At 39.4% G+C, this 18,975-nt stretch carries 24 protein-coding genes; 6 read left to right on the forward strand and 18 right to left on the reverse strand.

Annotated features, from left to right (window positions below; all coding sequences use genetic code 11):
• Positions 1 to 12 precede the first annotated feature (12 nt).
• From BDD43_RS06495 to BDD43_RS06505, 3 genes are read right to left on the reverse strand one after another with little or no spacing between them, the layout of a single operon-like run.
• Entirely contained in the window at positions 13 to 264 is a 252-nt protein-coding gene (locus BDD43_RS06495) for a CBU_0592 family membrane protein (protein ID WP_121196909.1), read from the reverse strand.
• A complete protein-coding gene (locus tag BDD43_RS06500) occupies positions 261 to 2,138 on the reverse strand; it encodes an ABC-F family ATP-binding cassette domain-containing protein (RefSeq protein ID WP_121196910.1) in 1,878 nt (625 codons plus the stop codon). The genes BDD43_RS06495 and BDD43_RS06500 overlap by 4 nt, the downstream gene beginning before the upstream one ends.
• Positions 2,135 to 2,788 (reverse strand): Rossmann-fold NAD(P)-binding domain-containing protein, encoded by a 654-nt coding sequence (locus BDD43_RS06505; protein WP_246001482.1) that lies wholly within the window; start codon positions 2,786 to 2,788, stop codon positions 2,135 to 2,137. Before BDD43_RS06505 ends, BDD43_RS06500 begins: the two co-directional genes overlap by 4 nt.
• 272 nt (positions 2,789 to 3,060) lie before the next feature.
• On the opposite strand from BDD43_RS06505, the gene BDD43_RS06510 reads away from it, so the two are divergent.
• The 4 genes from BDD43_RS06510 to BDD43_RS06525 all read left to right on the forward strand — a co-directional run bounded on the left by BDD43_RS06510 (position 3,061) and on the right by BDD43_RS06525 (position 7,211).
• Positions 3,061 to 3,834 (forward strand): MlaE family ABC transporter permease, encoded by a 774-nt coding sequence (locus tag BDD43_RS06510; RefSeq protein WP_211339662.1) that lies wholly within the window; start codon positions 3,061 to 3,063, stop codon positions 3,832 to 3,834.
• A gap of 3 nt (positions 3,835 to 3,837) precedes the next feature.
• Positions 3,838 to 4,638, forward strand: coding sequence for an ABC transporter ATP-binding protein (locus BDD43_RS06515; protein ID WP_121196912.1), 801 nt, complete (start codon positions 3,838 to 3,840; stop codon positions 4,636 to 4,638).
• 5 nt (positions 4,639 to 4,643) lie between these two features.
• Positions 4,644 to 5,438, forward strand: coding sequence for an MlaD family protein (locus BDD43_RS06520; RefSeq protein ID WP_121196913.1), 795 nt, complete (start codon positions 4,644 to 4,646; stop codon positions 5,436 to 5,438).
• Positions 5,439 to 5,738: 300 nt separating this feature from the next.
• Complete coding sequence (locus BDD43_RS06525) at positions 5,739 to 7,211, forward strand: transposase (protein ID WP_121195838.1); 1,473 nt, start codon at positions 5,739 to 5,741, stop codon at positions 7,209 to 7,211.
• Between the two features lie 5 nt (positions 7,212 to 7,216).
• Here BDD43_RS06525 and BDD43_RS06530 read toward each other — a convergent pair whose 3' ends face one another.
• The 6 genes from BDD43_RS06530 to trmD form a co-directional block, all read right to left on the reverse strand.
• Positions 7,217 to 7,966: a lysozyme inhibitor LprI family protein gene (locus tag BDD43_RS06530; protein WP_121196914.1), complete on the reverse strand. Its 750-nt coding sequence runs from the start codon at positions 7,964 to 7,966 to the stop codon at positions 7,217 to 7,219.
• An 11-nt stretch (positions 7,967 to 7,977) separates the two neighbouring features.
• Positions 7,978 to 9,117, reverse strand: a complete 1,140-nt coding sequence (locus BDD43_RS06535) for a mechanosensitive ion channel family protein (protein ID WP_121196915.1) — start codon at positions 9,115 to 9,117, stop codon at positions 7,978 to 7,980.
• Between the two features lie 97 nt (positions 9,118 to 9,214).
• Positions 9,215 to 9,562 (reverse strand): 50S ribosomal protein L19, encoded by a 348-nt coding sequence (gene rplS, locus BDD43_RS06540; RefSeq protein ID WP_121196916.1) that lies wholly within the window; start codon positions 9,560 to 9,562, stop codon positions 9,215 to 9,217.
• A gap of 131 nt (positions 9,563 to 9,693) precedes the next feature.
• The gene (locus BDD43_RS30775) at positions 9,694 to 9,816 is read right to left on the reverse strand and encodes a hypothetical protein (protein ID WP_262707403.1); all 123 of its coding nucleotides are present in this window, start codon (positions 9,814 to 9,816) and stop codon (positions 9,694 to 9,696) included.
• Between the two features lie 30 nt (positions 9,817 to 9,846).
• Positions 9,847 to 10,155 carry a nucleotidyltransferase domain-containing protein gene (locus BDD43_RS06545; RefSeq protein ID WP_121196917.1) on the reverse strand — a complete coding sequence of 103 codons (309 nt, stop codon included), beginning with the start codon at positions 10,153 to 10,155 and terminating at the stop codon, positions 9,847 to 9,849.
• Complete coding sequence (trmD, locus tag BDD43_RS06550; RefSeq protein ID WP_121196918.1) at positions 10,155 to 10,829, reverse strand: tRNA (guanosine(37)-N1)-methyltransferase TrmD; 675 nt, start codon at positions 10,827 to 10,829, stop codon at positions 10,155 to 10,157. The genes BDD43_RS06545 and trmD overlap by 1 nt, the downstream gene beginning before the upstream one ends.
• A gap of 194 nt (positions 10,830 to 11,023) precedes the next feature.
• Between trmD and BDD43_RS06555 the strand changes: the two genes are divergently transcribed.
• Positions 11,024 to 11,341, forward strand: coding sequence for a carboxypeptidase-like regulatory domain-containing protein (locus BDD43_RS06555; RefSeq protein WP_121196919.1), 318 nt, complete (start codon positions 11,024 to 11,026; stop codon positions 11,339 to 11,341).
• A gap of 144 nt (positions 11,342 to 11,485) precedes the next feature.
• Here BDD43_RS06555 and BDD43_RS29925 read toward each other — a convergent pair whose 3' ends face one another.
• From BDD43_RS29925 to BDD43_RS06575, 5 genes are all read right to left on the reverse strand, one after another.
• The gene (locus tag BDD43_RS29925; protein WP_162846993.1) at positions 11,486 to 11,626 is read right to left on the reverse strand and encodes a hypothetical protein; all 141 of its coding nucleotides are present in this window, start codon (positions 11,624 to 11,626) and stop codon (positions 11,486 to 11,488) included.
• 44 nt (positions 11,627 to 11,670) lie between these two features.
• The gene (locus tag BDD43_RS06560) at positions 11,671 to 11,871 is read right to left on the reverse strand and encodes a helix-turn-helix transcriptional regulator (RefSeq protein ID WP_121196920.1); all 201 of its coding nucleotides are present in this window, start codon (positions 11,869 to 11,871) and stop codon (positions 11,671 to 11,673) included.
• 77 nt (positions 11,872 to 11,948) lie between these two features.
• A complete protein-coding gene (locus BDD43_RS06565) occupies positions 11,949 to 12,839 on the reverse strand; it encodes a hypothetical protein (protein ID WP_121196921.1) in 891 nt (296 codons plus the stop codon).
• A 70-nt stretch (positions 12,840 to 12,909) separates the two neighbouring features.
• Positions 12,910 to 13,434: a ribosome maturation factor RimM gene (gene rimM, locus BDD43_RS06570; RefSeq protein WP_121196922.1), complete on the reverse strand. Its 525-nt coding sequence runs from the start codon at positions 13,432 to 13,434 to the stop codon at positions 12,910 to 12,912.
• Between the two features lie 80 nt (positions 13,435 to 13,514).
• Complete coding sequence (locus BDD43_RS06575) at positions 13,515 to 14,039, reverse strand: 30S ribosomal protein S16 (RefSeq protein ID WP_121196923.1); 525 nt, start codon at positions 14,037 to 14,039, stop codon at positions 13,515 to 13,517.
• Positions 14,040 to 14,198: 159 nt separating this feature from the next.
• Here BDD43_RS06575 and BDD43_RS06580 point away from each other — a divergent pair, with 159 nt between their 5' ends.
• On the forward strand, positions 14,199 to 14,978 hold the full coding sequence (locus BDD43_RS06580) for a PAS domain-containing protein (protein ID WP_121196924.1): 780 nt from the start codon (positions 14,199 to 14,201) through the stop codon (positions 14,976 to 14,978).
• A 3-nt stretch (positions 14,979 to 14,981) separates the two neighbouring features.
• On the opposite strand, the gene pfkA is transcribed toward BDD43_RS06580, so the two are convergent.
• From pfkA to BDD43_RS06600, 4 genes are read right to left on the reverse strand one after another with little or no spacing between them, the layout of a single operon-like run.
• Positions 14,982 to 15,959: a 6-phosphofructokinase gene (pfkA, locus tag BDD43_RS06585; protein ID WP_121196925.1), complete on the reverse strand. Its 978-nt coding sequence runs from the start codon at positions 15,957 to 15,959 to the stop codon at positions 14,982 to 14,984.
• Positions 15,946 to 17,679: a protein-disulfide reductase DsbD family protein gene (locus BDD43_RS06590; RefSeq protein WP_121196926.1), complete on the reverse strand. Its 1,734-nt coding sequence runs from the start codon at positions 17,677 to 17,679 to the stop codon at positions 15,946 to 15,948. The genes pfkA and BDD43_RS06590 overlap by 14 nt, the downstream gene beginning before the upstream one ends.
• Positions 17,680 to 17,718: 39 nt before the next feature.
• Positions 17,719 to 18,165 (reverse strand): protein-disulfide reductase DsbD N-terminal domain-containing protein, encoded by a 447-nt coding sequence (locus BDD43_RS06595; protein WP_121196927.1) that lies wholly within the window; start codon positions 18,163 to 18,165, stop codon positions 17,719 to 17,721.
• 1 nt (position 18,166) lies between these two features.
• On the reverse strand, positions 18,167 to 18,949 hold the full coding sequence (locus BDD43_RS06600) for a biotin--[acetyl-CoA-carboxylase] ligase (RefSeq protein WP_246001484.1): 783 nt from the start codon (positions 18,947 to 18,949) through the stop codon (positions 18,167 to 18,169).
• Between the last annotated feature and the right edge of the window lie 26 nt (positions 18,950 to 18,975).

Below are 18,975 nucleotides of genomic sequence, written 5' to 3' on the forward strand. Positions count from 1 at the left end.
ATTGGTTGTGTCTTATTCGTTTAATGTTCCACGTGGAACATTCTTAAATAACGACGCTGCTGCCACTGCTGTCCAGATAGCTTCAAGTATCAAAAACGGATAAAAACTAATAAGGTAGGATGCATAGCAATTCATTCCTGCACCAATTATATTGCACCAGATATAAAACTTACTATCGGATGCTATCCTTTTATTGAGGTTTAAAAAGAAACCCACTAATAAAATGATAACGCCAACGGTTGCTATTATATCAGATGTTTTCATGCCGTTTCGTTTAATTCATTTAGCTCTAACCAGCGGAAGGTTTTCTCGTCCAGGGTATCATTCATGTCTTGAATTTTATCGGCCAGGTAAGCAAGCTCCTCGTGGTTTGTAATACCCGAGTTTAATTGAACGGTAAAGTTCCTTATTTCTTGTTCAAGGTGCGCTATATCTTTTTCTAATGATAGTAGTTCTTGTTGCTCCTTAAAAGCCAGTTTGCTTTTTTTTACAGCAGGTTCTTCAGTTTTTTTTGAAGCGGGATTTTTAGCAGCACGTTTTGCTTCTGCTTTCATTTCTTCTACGTCACTTCTGTATGAAGAGTAATTGCCGTTATAAATTAACACCTTGCCATTGCCTTCTAAAATAAATAACTGGTCGGTTAATTTATCCAGCAAATACCTATCGTGAGTTACCAATATCAATACACCCGGATAAGATATTAAAAACTCCTCAAGTACGTTAAGGGTATCAATGTCCAAATCGTTGGTGGGCTCATCCAGAATCAAAAAGTTTGGGTTCTTCATCAGGATGTGCATCAACTGCAAGCGCTTTTTCTCGCCACCACTCAGTTTTGATATTAAACCGTATTGCTTGGCAGGAGGGAACAGAAACTGCGTAAGCAGGTTTGATGCTGTAATGGTTTTACCATCGGCCATCGTTATGTACTCGGCAACATCGGTAACAACGTCAATAACGCGCTCGGTGCCTTTAAAAGTAATACCGCTTTGGTGGAAATAACCCATCACCGTAGTATCGCCTTTATCAATGGTGCCTTTATCGGGTTGTAAGGCACCGGTTATTAAGTTAAGATAGGTTGATTTGCCCGTACCGTTCTTTCCGGCTAAACCAATGCGGTCGCCTTTTTTAAAGGTATAGCTAAAGTTGCTAATTAACTCATTACCGTTAAAGCCAATACTAATGTTGTCTATCTCTAATATTTTATTTCCCTGGCGGGCGGTTTTGGTACTTAACTGTACTTTTTCTTTAGGTCCGCCATCTTTAGTTTTTTCTTCCAGGTCGTAAAAGGCGTCAATCCGCGCTTTTGATTTTGTACCACGCGCCTGTGGCTGTCTGCGCATCCAATCCAGCTCTTTACGTAACAAGTTTTTGTTTTTAGAAAACTGTGCAGCATCTGCAGCTTCCTGCTCGGCTTTCTTTTCTAAATAATACAAATAGCTACCCGAGTAGTTATTAATCTTACCACGGTCAATCTCAATAATCTCGTTGCAAACGTTATCCAAAAAGTATCTATCGTGCGTAACCAACAATATGGTTTTGTTGCCTTCGGTTAATAAGCTTTCAAGCCATTCAATAGTATCAATATCCAAATGGTTGGTAGGCTCATCCAAAACATAAATTTCCGGGTCGGCAATAAGTAGTTGCGCTAAAGCCAAACGCTTTTTTTGCCCTCCCGATAGCGTTTCTATCTTTTGTTCCAGGTGGTGAATATCTAAGCGTCCCAAAATTGTTTTAATGTTATGCTCATATTCCCAGGCCTCCAGGTTGCTTATCTCTTCGGTAACTTTTTCAATAGCTTCGTAATTATCGGGTTCATCTTCTAACAACTCTTCATACCGACGTATTAACTGTTGTTGAACGTTATCTGCCTGGAAAATAAAGTCGCTTATGGTAGCGCCCTTTACAAATTGAGGGTCTTGCTCAAGGTAGCCAAGCTTTAGCTCTTTACTGCGCACAACTTTGCCCTCTACAGGCAAAAATTTACCGGCCAATAATTTTAAAAGTGTTGATTTGCCTGCGCCGTTTGCGCCCACAAGGGCTACCCTGCGGCCACGGTTAATGCCAAATGTTAACTGACGGAATAACCAGGTATCGTTAAACGAATGGCCAAGGTTCTCTGCTGAAATGTAAGTACTCACGCTAATTGTTTTATTTTATCTGAAGGATGGATAAATATACCAGCCTCGGTTTTTAATGATTGATTGAGCATAGCCCGTGCCACAGTTGCGGCTGCTATACTTTTATATTTTTGTAAACCACCTGTTAATAAAGGGTTTATAAATTTCATTGCTGCTATTGCAATACGTTCTAAAAGCCTATCCTCTCTTCTGTTGCCTGTTAATAACGATGGCCTGTAAATATGTATAGCCTTTAACGGCACCTTTTCTATATCACGTTCGGTTTCGCCTTTAAGCCTGGTATAAAAGCTTTTTGATTTGACGTTTGCACCAAGTGCCGAAACCAAATGATATTGCTTTACCTTGTTGCCAAAAGCTATTTGAGCCAATTGCAAAGGGTAATCATGGTCAATTTTTCGGTATTGTGTTAAATCGGGTGTTTTTTTCAACGTAGTACCCAGGCAGCAAAATAGGGCGTGCCCGGTAATTGCCGTTTCCCAGTTATCTAAGTTGTCAAAATCAACAATAAGTTGTAAAAGCTTTGGGTGAGATAAAGGCATTTCCTTCCTTACCAAAATCATAATTTCTTGATAATCAGATGATTGTAATAAAAGATGTAGCAATTCATTACCAACCAGTCCGCTCGCTCCAACTATGATAGCTTTTTTCAAAATCGATGTTAAAAAATTTCCTGCAAAAGTACGGAATTTTAAATAGAGCTGAACTTCCTAAAGTGCTGGCATGTAACTACAATGCCATAGTTTGTTAAAAACCATATACCATTGGTAAACAAAACCCGCAAAAATATGTTTAAGGTCTCAGTCTTATCATTTACCGTATAAACTTTTAAAACTATCAATGAATTAGATAGTTGTTAACTATTTTTTAATATACACAAAACAATGCAAAACTTATTTGTTGTAACAATAATAATTAATAAAACATGGCAGAGCAGGAATTAACAGGTTGGAAAAAATGGCTGGAGGAGGTGGGCGAACAGGCTACTTTTTTCAAAGGTTTTTTTCGTAATCTTTTTACAGGAGGTTTTGAATGGTCTGAGTTTGTTCGCCAGTGTTACGAGATAGGATACCGTTCAATCACCCTTGTAGGCATTACATCCTTTATTATGGGGGTAGTACTCACCCTGCAATCGCGCCCTACGTTGGTGAAGTTTGGGGCAGCCAGTATGCTGCCTTATATGGTTTGCGTATCTATAGTGCGCGAGATAGGGCCGGTAATTACAGCCATTATTTGTGCAGGTAAAATATCATCGGGCATAGGCGCCGAGCTGGGCAGTATGAAGGTTACCGAGCAAATTGATGCCATGGAAGTATCGGGTGCAAACCCTATGCAATACCTTGTGGTTACGCGTATACTGGCCACCACCATTATGATACCCATATTAACCCTTATGGGAGATGTTTTAGGCCTTTTTGGAGGCTTTTTAGCCGTGCATTTTGCCGACCACGCCAGTTGGCAGCTTTATTTTAACAAATGCGTTAGCTCGGTTAATTTTAGCGATTTGTTGCCTGCTGTGGTTAAAACTGTATTTTTTGGTTTTGCTGTAGGTTTTATAGGTTGCTATAAAGGTTTTAACTCAAACCGTGGTACCGAGAGTGTGGGTATAGCGGCAAATTCGGCTGTGGTAAGTGCTTCGTTATGGATATTCTTTTTAGATGTTGTAGCTGTGCAGATTACCCAATTATTTTTTTATTAAGCAATGGAAAAGGAAGCAAAAATAGATATACAGCCCGAAGAAACATCGGAGAAGGAAGCCCCGAAAGCCAATGCTAACGAAATTGTGGTTGAAATTAAAAACCTTAAAAAGAGTTTTGGTTCTAAAGATGTGTTAACCAACATTAATCTCAGCTTAAAACGGGGCGAAAACCTTGTTGTTTTGGGCCGGTCGGGTTCAGGCAAATCGGTAACCATAAAATGTATTGTGGGTTTATTAACCCAGGACGAAGGTGAATGCAAGGTTTTTGGCCAGGAAGTGTCGGATATGGACGACAAGGAACTAAAGGAATTGCGTGTTAAAGTAGGTTTCTTGTTTCAAAGTGGCGCGCTATACGATTCGATGAGTGTGCGCGACAACCTGGAATTTCCACTGATTAGGGTATTAAAGCAGCACGACCAGGCTGAACTGGATAAGGGTGTTAACGATGTACTGCAATCGGTAGGTTTGGCCGATGCGATAGATAAAATGCCATCCGACCTTTCGGGAGGTATGCGTAAACGTATTGGTTTGGCCCGTACCTTAATTGTAAAGCCCGAAATTATGCTTTATGACGAGCCTACCACAGGCCTTGACCCTATTACATCCAGAGAAATAAGTGAACTGATACTGGAAATGCAGAAAAAATATAAAACATCGTCCATCATTATTACCCATGATATGGAGTGTGCACAGATAACCGCCGATAGGATTCTGGTGTTACAGGATGGAGCATATGTTGCCGAGGGCACGTATGAAGAGTTGGCAAAATCGGAATCAGAATTTGTAAGATCATTTTTTAAATAAACAACATGAAAACCACCACCGGACAAAAGCTCAAAATAGGCATATTTACAGCTATTGGTATATTGATATTATTTGCCGCCGTATTTTTAATAGGCAGCCAAAAAAACTTGTTTAGCTCCACTTATCGCGTACACGGTATATTTAAAAACGTAGGCGGCCTGCAGGTTGGCAATAATGTGCGCCTGGCAGGTATTAACGTAGGCGTTGTTGAAAGTATTGAAATACTTACCGATACATCTGTAAGGGTTGATTTAACGATAAACACCAATTTTCAAAAATTTGTTAAAAAAGACGCGCGTTTATCAATAGGTACCGATGGTTTTATTGGCGATAAGCTGGTAACCATTGCACCTGGCGGCGCAACTACTACCGAAGCGGCCAATGCCGAACAAGAATTGCGCACCATACCGCCCTTTGATACCGATAAGTTGGTTGCCAAAGCAACTAAAATTGTTGATAACCTGGGCATTCTGTCCGGCGATATGTCTGAAATTGTTGGCAAAATTAATAGTGGTAAGGGCAGCATAGGCCGTTTGTTAAACAACGATAAAATGGCTAAAGATATGGAACATACTGTAAATGAGGCTAAAAACACCATGACATCTGTTAAACGTACCACAGGCACTTTAAATGAGGATTTAAAAGCCGCTCAAAGCAATTTCTTACTCAAAGGCTTCTTTAAAAAGAAACAAAAAGCCGAACAAGCTAAAAAAGATTCTATCAATAAAGCGCGTGGTATAGTTGATACCACAGCCAAGAAAAAGAGAAAAGGTTTTTTAGGATTAGGCGGAAAAGGATAAAAAAAATGATTATAGTTAAAGCGTCGTAATGTTTTATTGCGGCGCTTTTTTTATGGCCTTAAGTATGGTTTTAAGCTTGCCATGCTTAAGGACGTGCCGCCCATATCTTGCGGTAAACAAGCACTGCCAAGACCGTAATATATATTGAAAACCAGAGAATCATCTTTTAATTCGATGTTAATATCTTCCCATTTAACCCCTAACTCCGCATAATTACCCCGTCTATTTTGAAAAATATAGTGGAACAACGCTTGATTGTTCCTTTTTTTGTTTATTTTGGGCTACCTAATTAGGTTGTCTATGTCGTTACCTTCCTGGATTCAAAAATTTAAAGAGCCAAAAACAGAGATCAGGCTTATCAAGGGTACATTTTACAAGTACGCTGTTGAGTATCGTTATAATTCTGAAAAAAAGCGGACGGATAAAATAACCCTGGAACTTCTTGGTAAAATCACCGAGAAGGAGGGCTTTGTCCCGTCGGATAAAAAACTAATAAAAGATAAAGGCAACAGCCTGCCGGTAGTAGATATCAAAACATACGGATTGTATAATCTCTTTACGTCTTTGCTTGCTGAGGATCTTCCCAGTTTACTTACACTCTTCCCAGAGCCTGTTAGTCAAACATTATTGACAGTAGCAATGATGCGTTTTGCTTATCAGCACCCAATAAAGCGTATGCCGTTTCAACATGCACATGACTACTGTTCTCTGAACTGGGTCACAAAAGGTCTTGATGACAAAGCAATTACAGCTGCATTGAAATATGTAGGAGAAAACAGAGAACTATTGCTGGGCTGGATGAAAGGCAGATTAGGGGTAAGGGAAGCTATGCAGGATAAATTTGTAATGATTGATTCTACGCACATACCATCCCTTTCAGAACATCTTTCAGTCAACGCAATGGGTTATAATCCACAGCATAGCTATGATCCACAAATACGCCTGATGTACATTTTTTCTGCACAAATGCAACAACCGGTGTATTATAGACTTATCAATGGGAATATTACTGACGTTACATCGATGAAGATATGTGTAGACGAACTAAATATCAAAGATGTGGTTTTCATTGCCGACAAGGGATTTTACAGCAAGAAAAACGTCGCTGACCTCAAAACTGCCTCCATTCATTTCATTATCCCACTATACAGAAATAATAATCTCATAGATTATGAACCGCTACAGCAAGCCAATTTTAAAAAAGGTATAAAGAATTATTTCACCTATCAGAAGAGGGTGGTCTGGTATTATGAATATGAAAAAGAAGGACTGATGCTAACTACTTACCTTGACGAGCGCCTTAGAGTAGAAGAAGAAGCTGATTTCCTTACCCGTACTCAAACACATCCTGATAAGTATAAAGAAGTTGATTTCTTTGAACGGGTTGACCGTTTTGGAACACTTACACTCACGAATCACCTGCCTGAAGCGGTGTCCGCACAAATGTTATATGAAACCTACAAACAGCGCAATGAAATAGAAGTCATGTTTGACGCCTACAAGCACTTCCTGCTTGCAGACAAAACCTACATGCAGAACCGATATGTGCTGGAAGGATGGTTAATGGCAAATTTTATAGCCATGATCGCATACTACAGGTTGTATACACGACTAAAAACAGCAAACAAACTTTCAAAATATGCACCAAAGGACATAGTAGAAATATCAAAAAGCATCTACCAAACTAAAATCCGAAACACCTGGGTAAGATCCGAAATAACAAAAAAGACAAAAGACCTCTTTAAATCTATTGACATAGACTACCTAAATTAGCGGAGTTAGGGTTTAAACCAATCAAGCTTGGTTTTATCGCCATAACAGGCTTTCGAATCCGGGTCGGTTTCTTCGGCCCGGGCTTTCATAAAATCTTCATTGAAGGTCTTATTCAACATAGCCAGCAACTTATCACCATTCTGATTAAAAAAGGCAGCGTTGGTTACCTTTACAAAAACACCGTTTTGTTTAAGATATACTTTAGACGACCAAAAAGTGCGGCCCTTATAATCAGGCTCGCCTATAGAAACCGACCTGTAATTTTGATAAGTGCAGGTGCGGGTAATGGTAACATCACCGTTTTCATTAGGTTTACTTTCTTTCTCAACACATTGTGCCCTATTTGGTAATGCCTTTGCCACATTTATGCTGATCCTTTTTATCAATAACCTAACCCGGGCCTTTACAATACTATTCATTTCGGCATAGGCAATCATCCTGTCATCTTGCGCCGAACTTGCAAAAGCCCCTTTTCTATCGGCAAAAGCCTTATCTCTTAATGCGAGCCATTTTAACTGGTCTGCTTTTAAAGCCAGTTTTTCGGTAGGGTTTAGGCCAGCGCGCAAATTTTTATAGGCTACGTTTAAAACACTATCTAACTGGCCGTAAAATTTTTGTTCGCAACCCAGCATAGCTTGACCCTTATCCAGGCATTTTTTATTTTCTACTTCCAGATCTGTAATGGTTTGTTCTGTTTGTGCCTTTACAACCGAATTTATAAATAATAAACCCAATATCATCATTAAGTATTTCATGTTTTTGGTTATTATGCCAAAGGCGTTTGGTTTTGATGGATAACCGTTTGGGTAGGGAAGGCAAAATCGCCCGCGCTTTGTTGCACTATCTCTATTATTTTAAAATTGATCTCCTCTTTTATTTTAAGGTACCAGTTGTAATCCATCATTTCAATATAATACAAAACCTGCAAATCCAATGATGATGAGCCAAAATTTTCGAAGGTTACAATACCGTCATCGCTGGTTTTTGAATGAGCATTAATATAGCTTGTAATTTTATCGGCAATGTTCTTAATATCGGCAATAGGGGTATTGTAGGTTAAGCCCACATCAAACTTAACGCGGCGGTAATTGCGCACGCTCATGTTTTCGAGCGCGGTATCAATCATTTTTTTATTAGGCATGGTTACCACGCTTTTTTCGGCTGTACGTATGCGGGTGCTTCTAAAGCCTACCTTTTCAATAGTGCCTTCAACGCCGTTAACTTTAACAAAATCGCCCAGTACAAAGGGTTTATCAACAAATATTGTAAACGAGCCTAATAAGTTTTCTAAACTTTCTTTAGCTGCCAGCGCAATGGCAATACCACCTATACCAAGCCCGGTTATCAGCGTTAATACATTGATCTCGAAAACATAACCCAGTACAACAAAAAAAGCAATGGTACCTGTAGTTATTTTAACCAGTTCTTTCACAAAAGGCACAATCTGGTCGCTTTCCTTATGCTCTGTTAACGATGCCCGGTGGGCAAACACATAAGCTATAAAATCAATAATACGCAAGGCTATCCAAAACAGCGATATAATTATCAGCAGTAAAAAAAGTTTATCAACAACCTGTATCAAGGTAATGTTGCTGTGTACCTCAACATTATCAATTAATGCTTTGCGTTTGTAGATGACCTCGTTTAACGGAAAATCGAGCTGATTTACTGCCAGGTAAACAAGCCAGAGGCTCACAAAAAACTCAATAGGCTTAACCAGCAGGTCTATAAAAATGGTGGCATTAAGTTCTTTACCAAACCGGCCAAACAGCAGCAGCAAAACACGGCTTAACAGCCGCGAAAACAACTTTTTAAACAAAACGCACAACAAAAGTATACCCGCAAAAAGCAGGTAGCCTTTAATGGTATTGCTCCAAATTATTTTATCCAGGAAGTTAAAATTCATAAGTTATTGTAAAACCACACCGGCATTTTTTATCCGCAATAGGTACAAACAAAAAAACCTCCCTGTAAACAGGAAGGCCTTTATTATTGTAGAATAATTAAACTCTTTTTGATTTGATACGTGCAGCCTTACCTGTAAGTTCGCGCAGGTAATATAATTTGGCACGACGTACTTTACCTTGGCTGTTCAATTCAATTTTATCAATGTTTGGCGAGTTGATAGGGAAAATACGCTCAACACCAATACCGTTTGATACTTTACGTACGGTAAATGTTTCGGTACTGCCATTGCTGTTACGTTGTATAACAACACCTTGGTAAACCTGGATACGTTCCTTGTTACCTTCTCTGATTTTATAGTGTACACTAATGGTATCGCCTGATTTGAATGTAGGATATACCTTTTTTTCTATTGATTGTTCTTCAACAAATTTTACTAAATCCATGATTTTTAGCCTTTAAAGTCGATTTTTAACCCGTAAAAATCGGATTGCAAGTATAGGGATAATTTTTTGTTTAAAAAAGAGTATTTTAAAATTTTCCACATTTGCAATTTAACTAACAAATTTATGGAACCCTATTGTTGCTCAAGCAAGGTTAACGCAGCATTATCTTTCGCCCTGCCAAATAAGTTGTAAATTTTTACCTGGTTGGCTTTTGATGGAATGTTAAATACCAGGCCCTCCAGCGTAATAGGCACAACCTCCGTAATTAACGGTAATACATTAACCTAGCCCCCGGCGGTTGCTACCTGTAAATTGCCCATCAGCTCTACACTTACGCCACTCATCAAATAACGGCTAAAAGCGGAGCGGAATTTGCCTTCGTCTTTTAACTCAACCGGCACTTTAAATGAGTTAAGTATGGCATCTATGGCTTCGGCGGTTTGTTTATCGGTTAGTATATCAATATCGTTGGGCTCAACAGGGTAACCGGTAAGCATTAAACTTGTTGTGCCAATAACAAACCAGGGGCGGTTTATTGGGTAGAGTAAATGATGTAACCCTGTTAAGGTTTTTATAACCTGCAACTTATCCATCACTTCAGTAAATCGGGCCGGCGTTGTTTGGTGCGTTCTAAGGCTTGCTCAAAGCGCCATTGCTCAACGGCGGGTGTGTTGCCGCTTAATAAAATATCGGGCACCTTGTGGCCGTTCCAGTCGGCAGGGCGCGTGTATACCGGTGCATCCAGCATGTCATCCTGGAAAGAATCGCTCAGGGCCGATGTTTCATCGCTCAGTACTCCGGGTATTAACCTTACAACGGCATCAACAACAATAGCCGCAGGCAACTCGCCTCCCGAAAGAACATAATCGCCAACAGATATTTCGCGGGTAACAAAAATATCGCGGATGCGCTGGTCAATACCTTTATAGTGTCCGCAAAGTATAATAATGTTTTGTTTGATTGATAACTGGTTAGCAATTTTTTGGTTAAGCGTTTCCCCGTCCGGGCTCATAAATATCACCTCGTCGTAATCGCGTTCTGCTTTCAGGGCGTCAATACATTTGGCAAAGGGTTCAATGGTCATTACCATGCCGCTGCCGCCGCCGTAGGGGTAATCGTCAACACTTTTTTGTTTTTGGGAGCTGTAATCGCGCAGGTTATGCACATGTATTTGGGCAATGCCCTTTTTTTGGGCACGCTGCAAAATAGAATGTGCAAAGGGGCTCTCCAACAAACCCGGCAAAACGGTAATGATATCAAAACGCATGCTGCAAAGATAGGGCTTTAGAATCAAGAGCCAAGACTCAAGAACCAAAGATGCTGACAGCTTTTGGGATTATAACTTTCGTTCAAACATGGCCAAAGGGGGGCTATCAGGTTGCCCTCGCGGCAGCCAAAAAGCAAAAATATAAGGCATCGTAAACAAGCTATAAATTGCAAGTGAAACCTTTATATTTAATAATGCTTAAAACTATACTTTATGTTTTATTTATTTCAATTGCGTTCTCCTCATGTGGTGATTGCATTCAGCAAAAAAAAGGAGTTGTTATTAACAAGAAGACTGGAAAACCAATAGATAGTGTGAATGTCCATAAAGTTGGAGACCAACAGGGGGAGTACACTGATTCAAATGGTAGCTTTGAGATACATGCTGCTTCTGGCGGGCTTTTCGGATGTCCAGTGCTTAAGCTTGCTTTTTATAAATATGGATATATTTTAGCTTCGCGAGATATGTCTTCAGATACTATTTATATGGTACCAAACCATTACTCCAAATAAATATCGAGCAACCCTTCGGGCAAATCAACATACACAATACCCTTAACCTCGTCAATCCCGGTAATAATGCCTTCGCTTAGCGGGAACAAAATTTCACGGTTTTTATAAACTACGGGGCGGCCTCATCTATGGCGGTAACGTCTATTAGGTCGCCCTCGCGGCAGCCATATTCAAAACCAGTAACCAGCGTTTTAATTTGGGACCCGCAGCAACGGCGCGGTTAAAAACGGCATGCACATCCTCTACACTAATACAGTTGGTAATCCAGTTAGGGATGATGAGCATTGCTGAAAACCTGATTTTATTGACAAAGGAATTGTTAAAACCGTTTAATCATTATCATCCAGCATAAATATTTCTTCTACCGGTTTTTTAAATACGCGGGCAATTTTTAGGGCTAATACCGTTGACGGCACATATTTATTGCTTTCTATAGTGTTAATGGTTTGGCGCGAAACACCAATTAACTCGGCAAGTTCAGCTTGGGTTATGTTTATTATGGCACGGTCAACGCGGAGTGAATTTTTCATAACTTAACATACTCCTTCAATGCTCGTTTGTTATAAAAGATAAACCAATAGGGGAATAAAAACGGTTGTTTCATAACTTATAAGGCTAAGGTAGTTGTTTTTTTTAAATGGGATTCGTTATTTGTACTATGCAATTTGTATTGAAACCATACAATAAAAATGAGCGGAATAGTTATCAGGTTTAGCAGTTGTATCTCTAAGAAATCGGAACTATAAAAAAGTATGTTTGATACCAGCAGTATAACATAGTTTACATAAACTGCAACTTGCATGGCCTCGAGCCTTGTGGCGTTAATGTATTCGTCTTCGGTTTTTTCTTTTGAGTATGCCCAAATCAACAAGCTTATCGGAAGTACGATAAAAGTAGATTCCAGAAAATTAACTTTTAATGGAAATACACGGTTAACGATTAGGAAACATATAATAATTATAGATAACCACTTGCCAATAAAGCGATATGGTTTATTGGTAAGGTAGCGGACGGCTTTAATGTTATACTCGTTTTTGTTTTGATAGAGCAAATAATAGAACCGTAATATAAAAATTAACAACGGCACAAATAGGTTGTATATGGTAAAATCCAAATAGTTATCAAAAAATCCAAAACCTGAATGTTGATTAGAACTCGGAACAAACATCAATATGGTGAACAATAAATAGAAACCATAATTGACCAGTATAGCCCAGTACAATGCATTGAGTCTTATTTTTCCGGTTAGCTCATCCTCTTGTTTTACCTTCGAAAAAGCAACGAGGAGTAAACCAACAATTACAAGAGTTAAAGCGAGTTCATTGGTGAAGTTTTCTAGGGCCTTTAGAAACAAAGTATCTGTTGCGCGCAACCGAAGCACAAAGCCGGGGATTTCGTAGTTTTGATATAAAACAAAATAGCCTAAAACAAAACCAGGTATACCCAATAAGTAACCGATATACCTGCAATAACCTGGAAATAAAAAGCGAGATTTCATGATTGTCAAAATTAGTTGACCAAATGTAAAACAAATTTTACTTTTGTCAAGTATATTTGACAAATTATTTCTACTCCAAATAAATATCCAGTAAACCTTCGGGCAAATCAACATACACAATACCCTTAACCTCGTCAATACCGGTAATAATGCCTTCACTTAGCGGGAACAAAATTTCACGGTTTTTATAAACCACGGTGGCTATCAATTGCTGTGGAAGTTCCTGAATCTCAATAATGGTTCCCAATGTGCCTTCATCCTCATCTATGGCGGTAAAGCCCATCAGGTCGCGCAGGGTAAAATCGTTTTCGTCTTTAACGGGTTTTAGTTTGTTTGGCAGGTAAATGTCTTTTTTGGCAAGCGGGGTAGCTTTGTCAATATGGTCAACATCTTCCAGGTAAATAAAGGCTATATTTTTTTGCGGCATCTTAAACGACTCCACAAAGTAGGGTATCAGTTTCCCACCCGATTGGATAAACAACGCATCAAACGTTAATTTTTCGGGTTCTCCAAAATCAATAAAAGCCTGCAACTCGCCCTTTAAACCGCGGGTTTTGGTAACGGTGCCAATGCGGAAGCAATCTTCTATCTTCATATTTCGGTATGCCTTTAAAAAAGTATAGCGAAGAGTTGTTAACCAACGCCTTCGCTATACCTGTGTAATTTAAAAATAATTTATTCTGCGCCTTCTTCTGTTGCTTCGTCGGCAGCAGGGGCTTCTTCTGCAACTTCTTCAACGGGAGGTGCATTTTTAGCGGCAATAGCAGCAGCTTTGTCTTCTTTCTTTTTAGCTTCAGCAATTAAAGCAGCTTTTTTAGCTTCTTCTTTAGCTGTAGATAAGGTGTCTTTTTTACCGGTAATTTTTCCGTCTTTTTGATCTACCCAGGCAGCAAATTTTTCGTTTGCTTGTTCTTCGGTTAATGCGCCTTTAGCTACACCACCTTGTAAATGTTTTTTGTATAAAACGCCTTTGTACGACAATATTGCACGGCAGGTATCAGTTGGTTGTGCACCTGTGTTAACCCAATCAAGAGTTTTGTCGAAATTAATGTCAATAGTTGCCGGGTTTGTGTTAGGATTATAAGATCCTAAACGCTCGATGAAACGACCGTCTCTTGGAGCACGGGAATCCGCCACCACGATGTAATAAAAAGGTTTTCCTTTTTTACCGTGTCTTTGCAGTCTGATTTTAGTTGCCATTTTTAATTTTTTATGTATTCAACATATGCCCCGGAGTACTATCTGCGGGGCTGCAAAGTTAACAAAAAAGTTATAATAAAAAACTTTTATTTAAAACCTTGTTTTATAGACTAATATTTTTGTAAATGCGTAAATTAGCATTTTCAGAAAAGCGTCCTAATGCTTAATAAACTACTGTATGCACTAAACGATTTTGCGTGGGCCTATAACCCGGCCTTGCAGCAGTATGTTTTTATTGGGCCCAATGCACAGCAGGTTTTGGGCCTAAGCACCGATGAGGTATCTGCCGATGTTAATTTTTTGCAAAAAAGGATACTAGCCGAAGATAAAGAACATGTTTTAAAGGTTATTGAAAGCTTAACACCCAATAATTGGGTTGAACTTTATTACCGCATTAATATTGACGGCGAAACTAAGTGGCTTTTTGAAAAACGCACCTGTTTTATTGAAGAGGGCAGCAACCATGAGGTTGTACTTTCGGTAATTAAAGATGTAAGCGACCAAAAGGCAGTAAAATATCATTTAGAGAAAGCCCTGGGCGATTTTAGCGTTTTGTTTGAAAAAAACAAAAGCCCGATGTGGATATACGAAATACCATCATTACGTATTATTAAAGTTAACCAGGCCGCTATAGGCCATTACGGTTATAGCCATGCCGAGTTTTTGAACATGACCATAAGGGATGTGCGCCCTAAATTAGATTTGGCCGCATTTAACGAATACATTTTTAGAAAAGGCATTACCAAAAATAAACTAAGGGGTAATAATGCGGCAGGAATATGGCGGCACCAAAATAAAAGCGGCGACATTATTTATGCCGAAATTACCGGCCACGAGATTAAATATAACCACACATCGTGCCGTATAATTATTGCTACCGATGTAACCGAACGTGTGCTTTTTGAAGAAGAAAGAGATAAAGAAGCCGCCGCCCGTTAATACTTACAGCGATAAAATTTCTACAATTTTTAACAAATTGGGGTTTATCTCCACATAGTGTTTAATAGCATGTTCAAACGGGGTATAGGCTATTTCGTTATTTACTACGCCTATTAGTTCGCCACGTTGGCCGTTTAGTAAAGCTTCAACAGCGGCAACACCTACACGGCTTGCAAGTACCCTATCCATACAACTTGGCCTGCCGCCACGTTGTATATGGCCAAGTATTGATACCCGGGTATCATAATTAGGATATTTTTCTTTAACCTGCCGGGCTATCTCAAAAGCTCCACCGGCTTCTTCGGCTTCGGCCACAATCACAATTTTCGACGATTTATCTTTCCTACCGCGTTCTAACCTTTCAAACAAAGCACTTTCGTTTGTTTTTGTTTCGGGTATCAGTATAGCTTCTGCGCCCGAAGCTATACCGGTACGCAGGGCAATTAAACCCGAATCGCGGCCCATAACTTCAACAATAAATAACCTGTCGTGCGATTCTGCCGTATCTCTTATTTTATCAACGGCATCAATAACAGTATTGATGGCCGTATCGTAACCAATAGTAAAATCGGTTCCCTGTAAATCGTTATCAATGGTGCCGGGCAAACCAACAATGGGTATATCAAACTCCTGGCTAAAAATACGCGCGCCGGTAAAAGTACCGTCGCCGCCAATACCCACAAGGGCATCAACACCGTTTGCTTTTAATTGGTTATATGCTTTTTGACGGCCTTCGGGCGTGCGAAACTCATCACTACGGGCAGTTTTTAGGATGGTACCACCACGCTGAATGATATTTGATACCGACTTTCTATCCATCGGTATCATTTCGCCTTTAATCATTCCCTCGTAGCCCCGGCGAATGCCCGTTACCTGCAAATCATAGTACAAAGCAGTACGTACAACTGCCCTTATGGCAGCATTCATGCCGGGAGCATCGCCACCCGATGTAAAAACACCTATATTTTTAATTTGAGCCATTGTTTTTTTTGTATTCGGTTATTCCGCTATCTAAAAATTTAGCGTACTCAGCCGGATCATAATTTGCACCCTGTGGCTTAACTATTGTATTGCCATCTTTGTCTGCAAACAGGTTTCCGTTGCTATCTAATATCACATAGTCAGGTTGTGAGTTAGAATTAAACCTCGAGGCTTGCAGGTCACTCCATTTTGCGCCCAAAGTTGTAATTTTTTTACCACTATATGAAGAAATAAATTGCTCATTTTTATCAAGCTCTGTTTTATCGTCAACATAAAGTTCAACCATTACAAAATCATTCTGCAAACGCTTCAACACATCGGGGTTGCTCCAAACATTGTTTTCCATTTTACGGCAATTTACACAATTCCAGCCTGTAAAATCTAACAAAACGGGTTTTTTAACCAGTTTAGATACTTTTAGGGCCTGGTCGTAATCATACCATCCTTCTAAACCGGCAACCTTGCCGCGTTTAAATATATCTTCATATTTTTTTGCTCCAACGCTGCTTACATCGGCAACTTTTGTGGCCGAGCCGCTGCTGAGTTGTAAATTATACAAGTTAAAATCCTGAGTAGCCGGCGGCGGTAAGTATGCGCTAATAAATTTTAACGGCGCGCCCCACATACCCGGTATCATATATAAAACAAAGGCAAAGGTGATGATGGATAGAAATATACGCGATACCGAAATAAAAGGCAGATCGCTATCGTGGGCAAATTTTAATTTACCAATAAGGTACATGCCGCCTAAAAAGCCTATCACAATCCATAGGGATAAAAATATTTCTCTGTCAAACCAATTCCAGTGGTAAGCCAAATCAACATTCGATAAAAACTTTACCGAAAACGCAAGTTCCAAAAACCCTAACACAACTTTTACACTGTTTAACCAACCGCCAGATTTTGGCATTGATTTTAATAACGATGGAAATATGGCGAATAAAGTAAACGGAATAGCTAAAGCCAGCGAAAAACCAAACATAGCTATGGCGGGCCCTATCCGTTCGCCTTTAATGGCTGCATCAACCAGTACTGTTCCAATTATGGGTCCGGTACAGCTAAAAGATACTACTGCCAGTGTAGCAGCCATAAAAAACAGTCCGCTCAAACCACCCTTATCCGAATTTTCGTCTAATTTGTTGGCTAGCGACGACGGTAACGATATTTCGAAAGCACCTAAAAACGAAGCGCCGAATACCAATAATAGTATAAAGAAAAAGAAATTAAATATACCGTTTGTAGCTAAGGCATTTAGCGAAGCAGAGCCAAAAAACGCGGCAATTACCAACCCCAGAAACACGTAAATTAAAATAATAGAAAGGCCATATATAATGGCTTGCGTAATACCTTTATTACGCGTTCCGCCCCGCTTTAAAAAAAAGCTCACCGTAAGCGGTATCATCGGGAAAATACAAGGCATAATTAAAGCAGCAAAGCCGCCTATAAAGCCCGCCAAAAAAATAGCCCATAACGAGCGTGGGGCATCTGTTTTTGTAGCAGCGGTGCTAATTGTTTGTTTTTTTGAGGCTGCTGCAATATTTTTTTTTGCCGCTTCTTTTTTTGCGGCCATACTATCGGCCGCGGTTGGTATACTAGTAAACTGCACATCCGCGGTTGATACGGTATCGGCCGCTTTGCTTTGTGCAGCGGCAGGTAAAGGGGCACTAAAAAACAATAAAACTATTAAAAACAGGGTGGTAACCGGTAATTTACTTTTCATTACAATAAGGCGGAATATATATATATTAATTGTTTTAAATTATTTAACGTCAACACTAAAATCCAGATCTTCGGGAGGCAAACATTTCTGGTCGTTACAAGTCATATATTCCAGTTTACCTTTAATAGTGGCAGGGCCTGCTTTTTTAAGTTTAACTTTTTGTTGAAAGGTAACCGAGGTTTCAAAATAGCTAACATTCATTTCAAAGGCTTTTTCAAACCTGGTAATAGGTTTGGGTTCAATAGTTTTGCCAACAACGGTGTAGCCTTTAGCTGCCGGGAACGTGAATGAAGTTTTAACCGGCCCACCATCTTTTACCGTTTGCGAGTAAATGTGCCAGCCTTCATCTATAGTAGCCCTAATTAAAACAACGGCTTCGGTAGCACTGGTTTTTTTTGCCGCATAGCTCCATTTAACCGGTGTTAGTATTTGGGCATGCAACTGGTTTGCAAGTAATACGGCTAATATTAAAAGTAGTTTCTTCATTTTATTTTGGTGTTGGTTTGTTCAAAAATTCAATCTCTTTAAAATTGTATTGTATTAATTCGTTATTAGTTTCTATACATAGCAGGCCGTTTGGGTTTACATCTTTAATTATGCCATTAAAGGTTATACCATTGGCCGCAAAGGGCCTTAACTCGTTTAGCCAGTATAGCTTTTGCAAATAAAACGCTTGCAAAGGCTCAAAATTTTCCGACCGTAACATTAAATATGCAACCTCAACCTCGTTACAAATTTCTGCTAATAATGCTTTTAATTCATAATCTTTATGTAATATCTGTTTTACAGATATGGCATTGGCCGCGCCATCCTCAAAAATGGTTTGGTTAACATTAATGCCTATGCCAACAATAGCGTTTTTTATTTGACTGCCTTGCACCATGTTTTCAATTAAAACGCCACCTAATTTGTTGCTGCCAAAATAAATATCGTTTGGCCATTTAATTTTAGCATTTGGGCCCAGAACTTTTTCAATGGCTTTTATAATACCCACACTTATAGCAACGTTTAAATTAAATTGCCTGTTAAGTGGCAAAAAAGTTGGCTTTAACAAAATACTGAATGTGAGGTTTTTTCCGGGTTGGCTATGCCATTGGTTTTGCCGCTGGCCCCGCCCGGCATACTGGCTCTCTGCCATAATGACTGTGCCTTCTATTAATGGCGTGGAATTTGCCAATGATTGTTTAAGGAAATTGTTAGTTGAATCAACCTCGGTTAGCGAAACCAAATTTTGTCCAACAAATAATCCTGAAAATGTGTTATTTTGCAATGTCAAAACAAATATTAATCAATAGG

This window comes from Mucilaginibacter gracilis (genome assembly GCF_003633615.1).
Classification (GTDB): domain Bacteria; phylum Bacteroidota; class Bacteroidia; order Sphingobacteriales; family Sphingobacteriaceae; genus Mucilaginibacter; species Mucilaginibacter gracilis.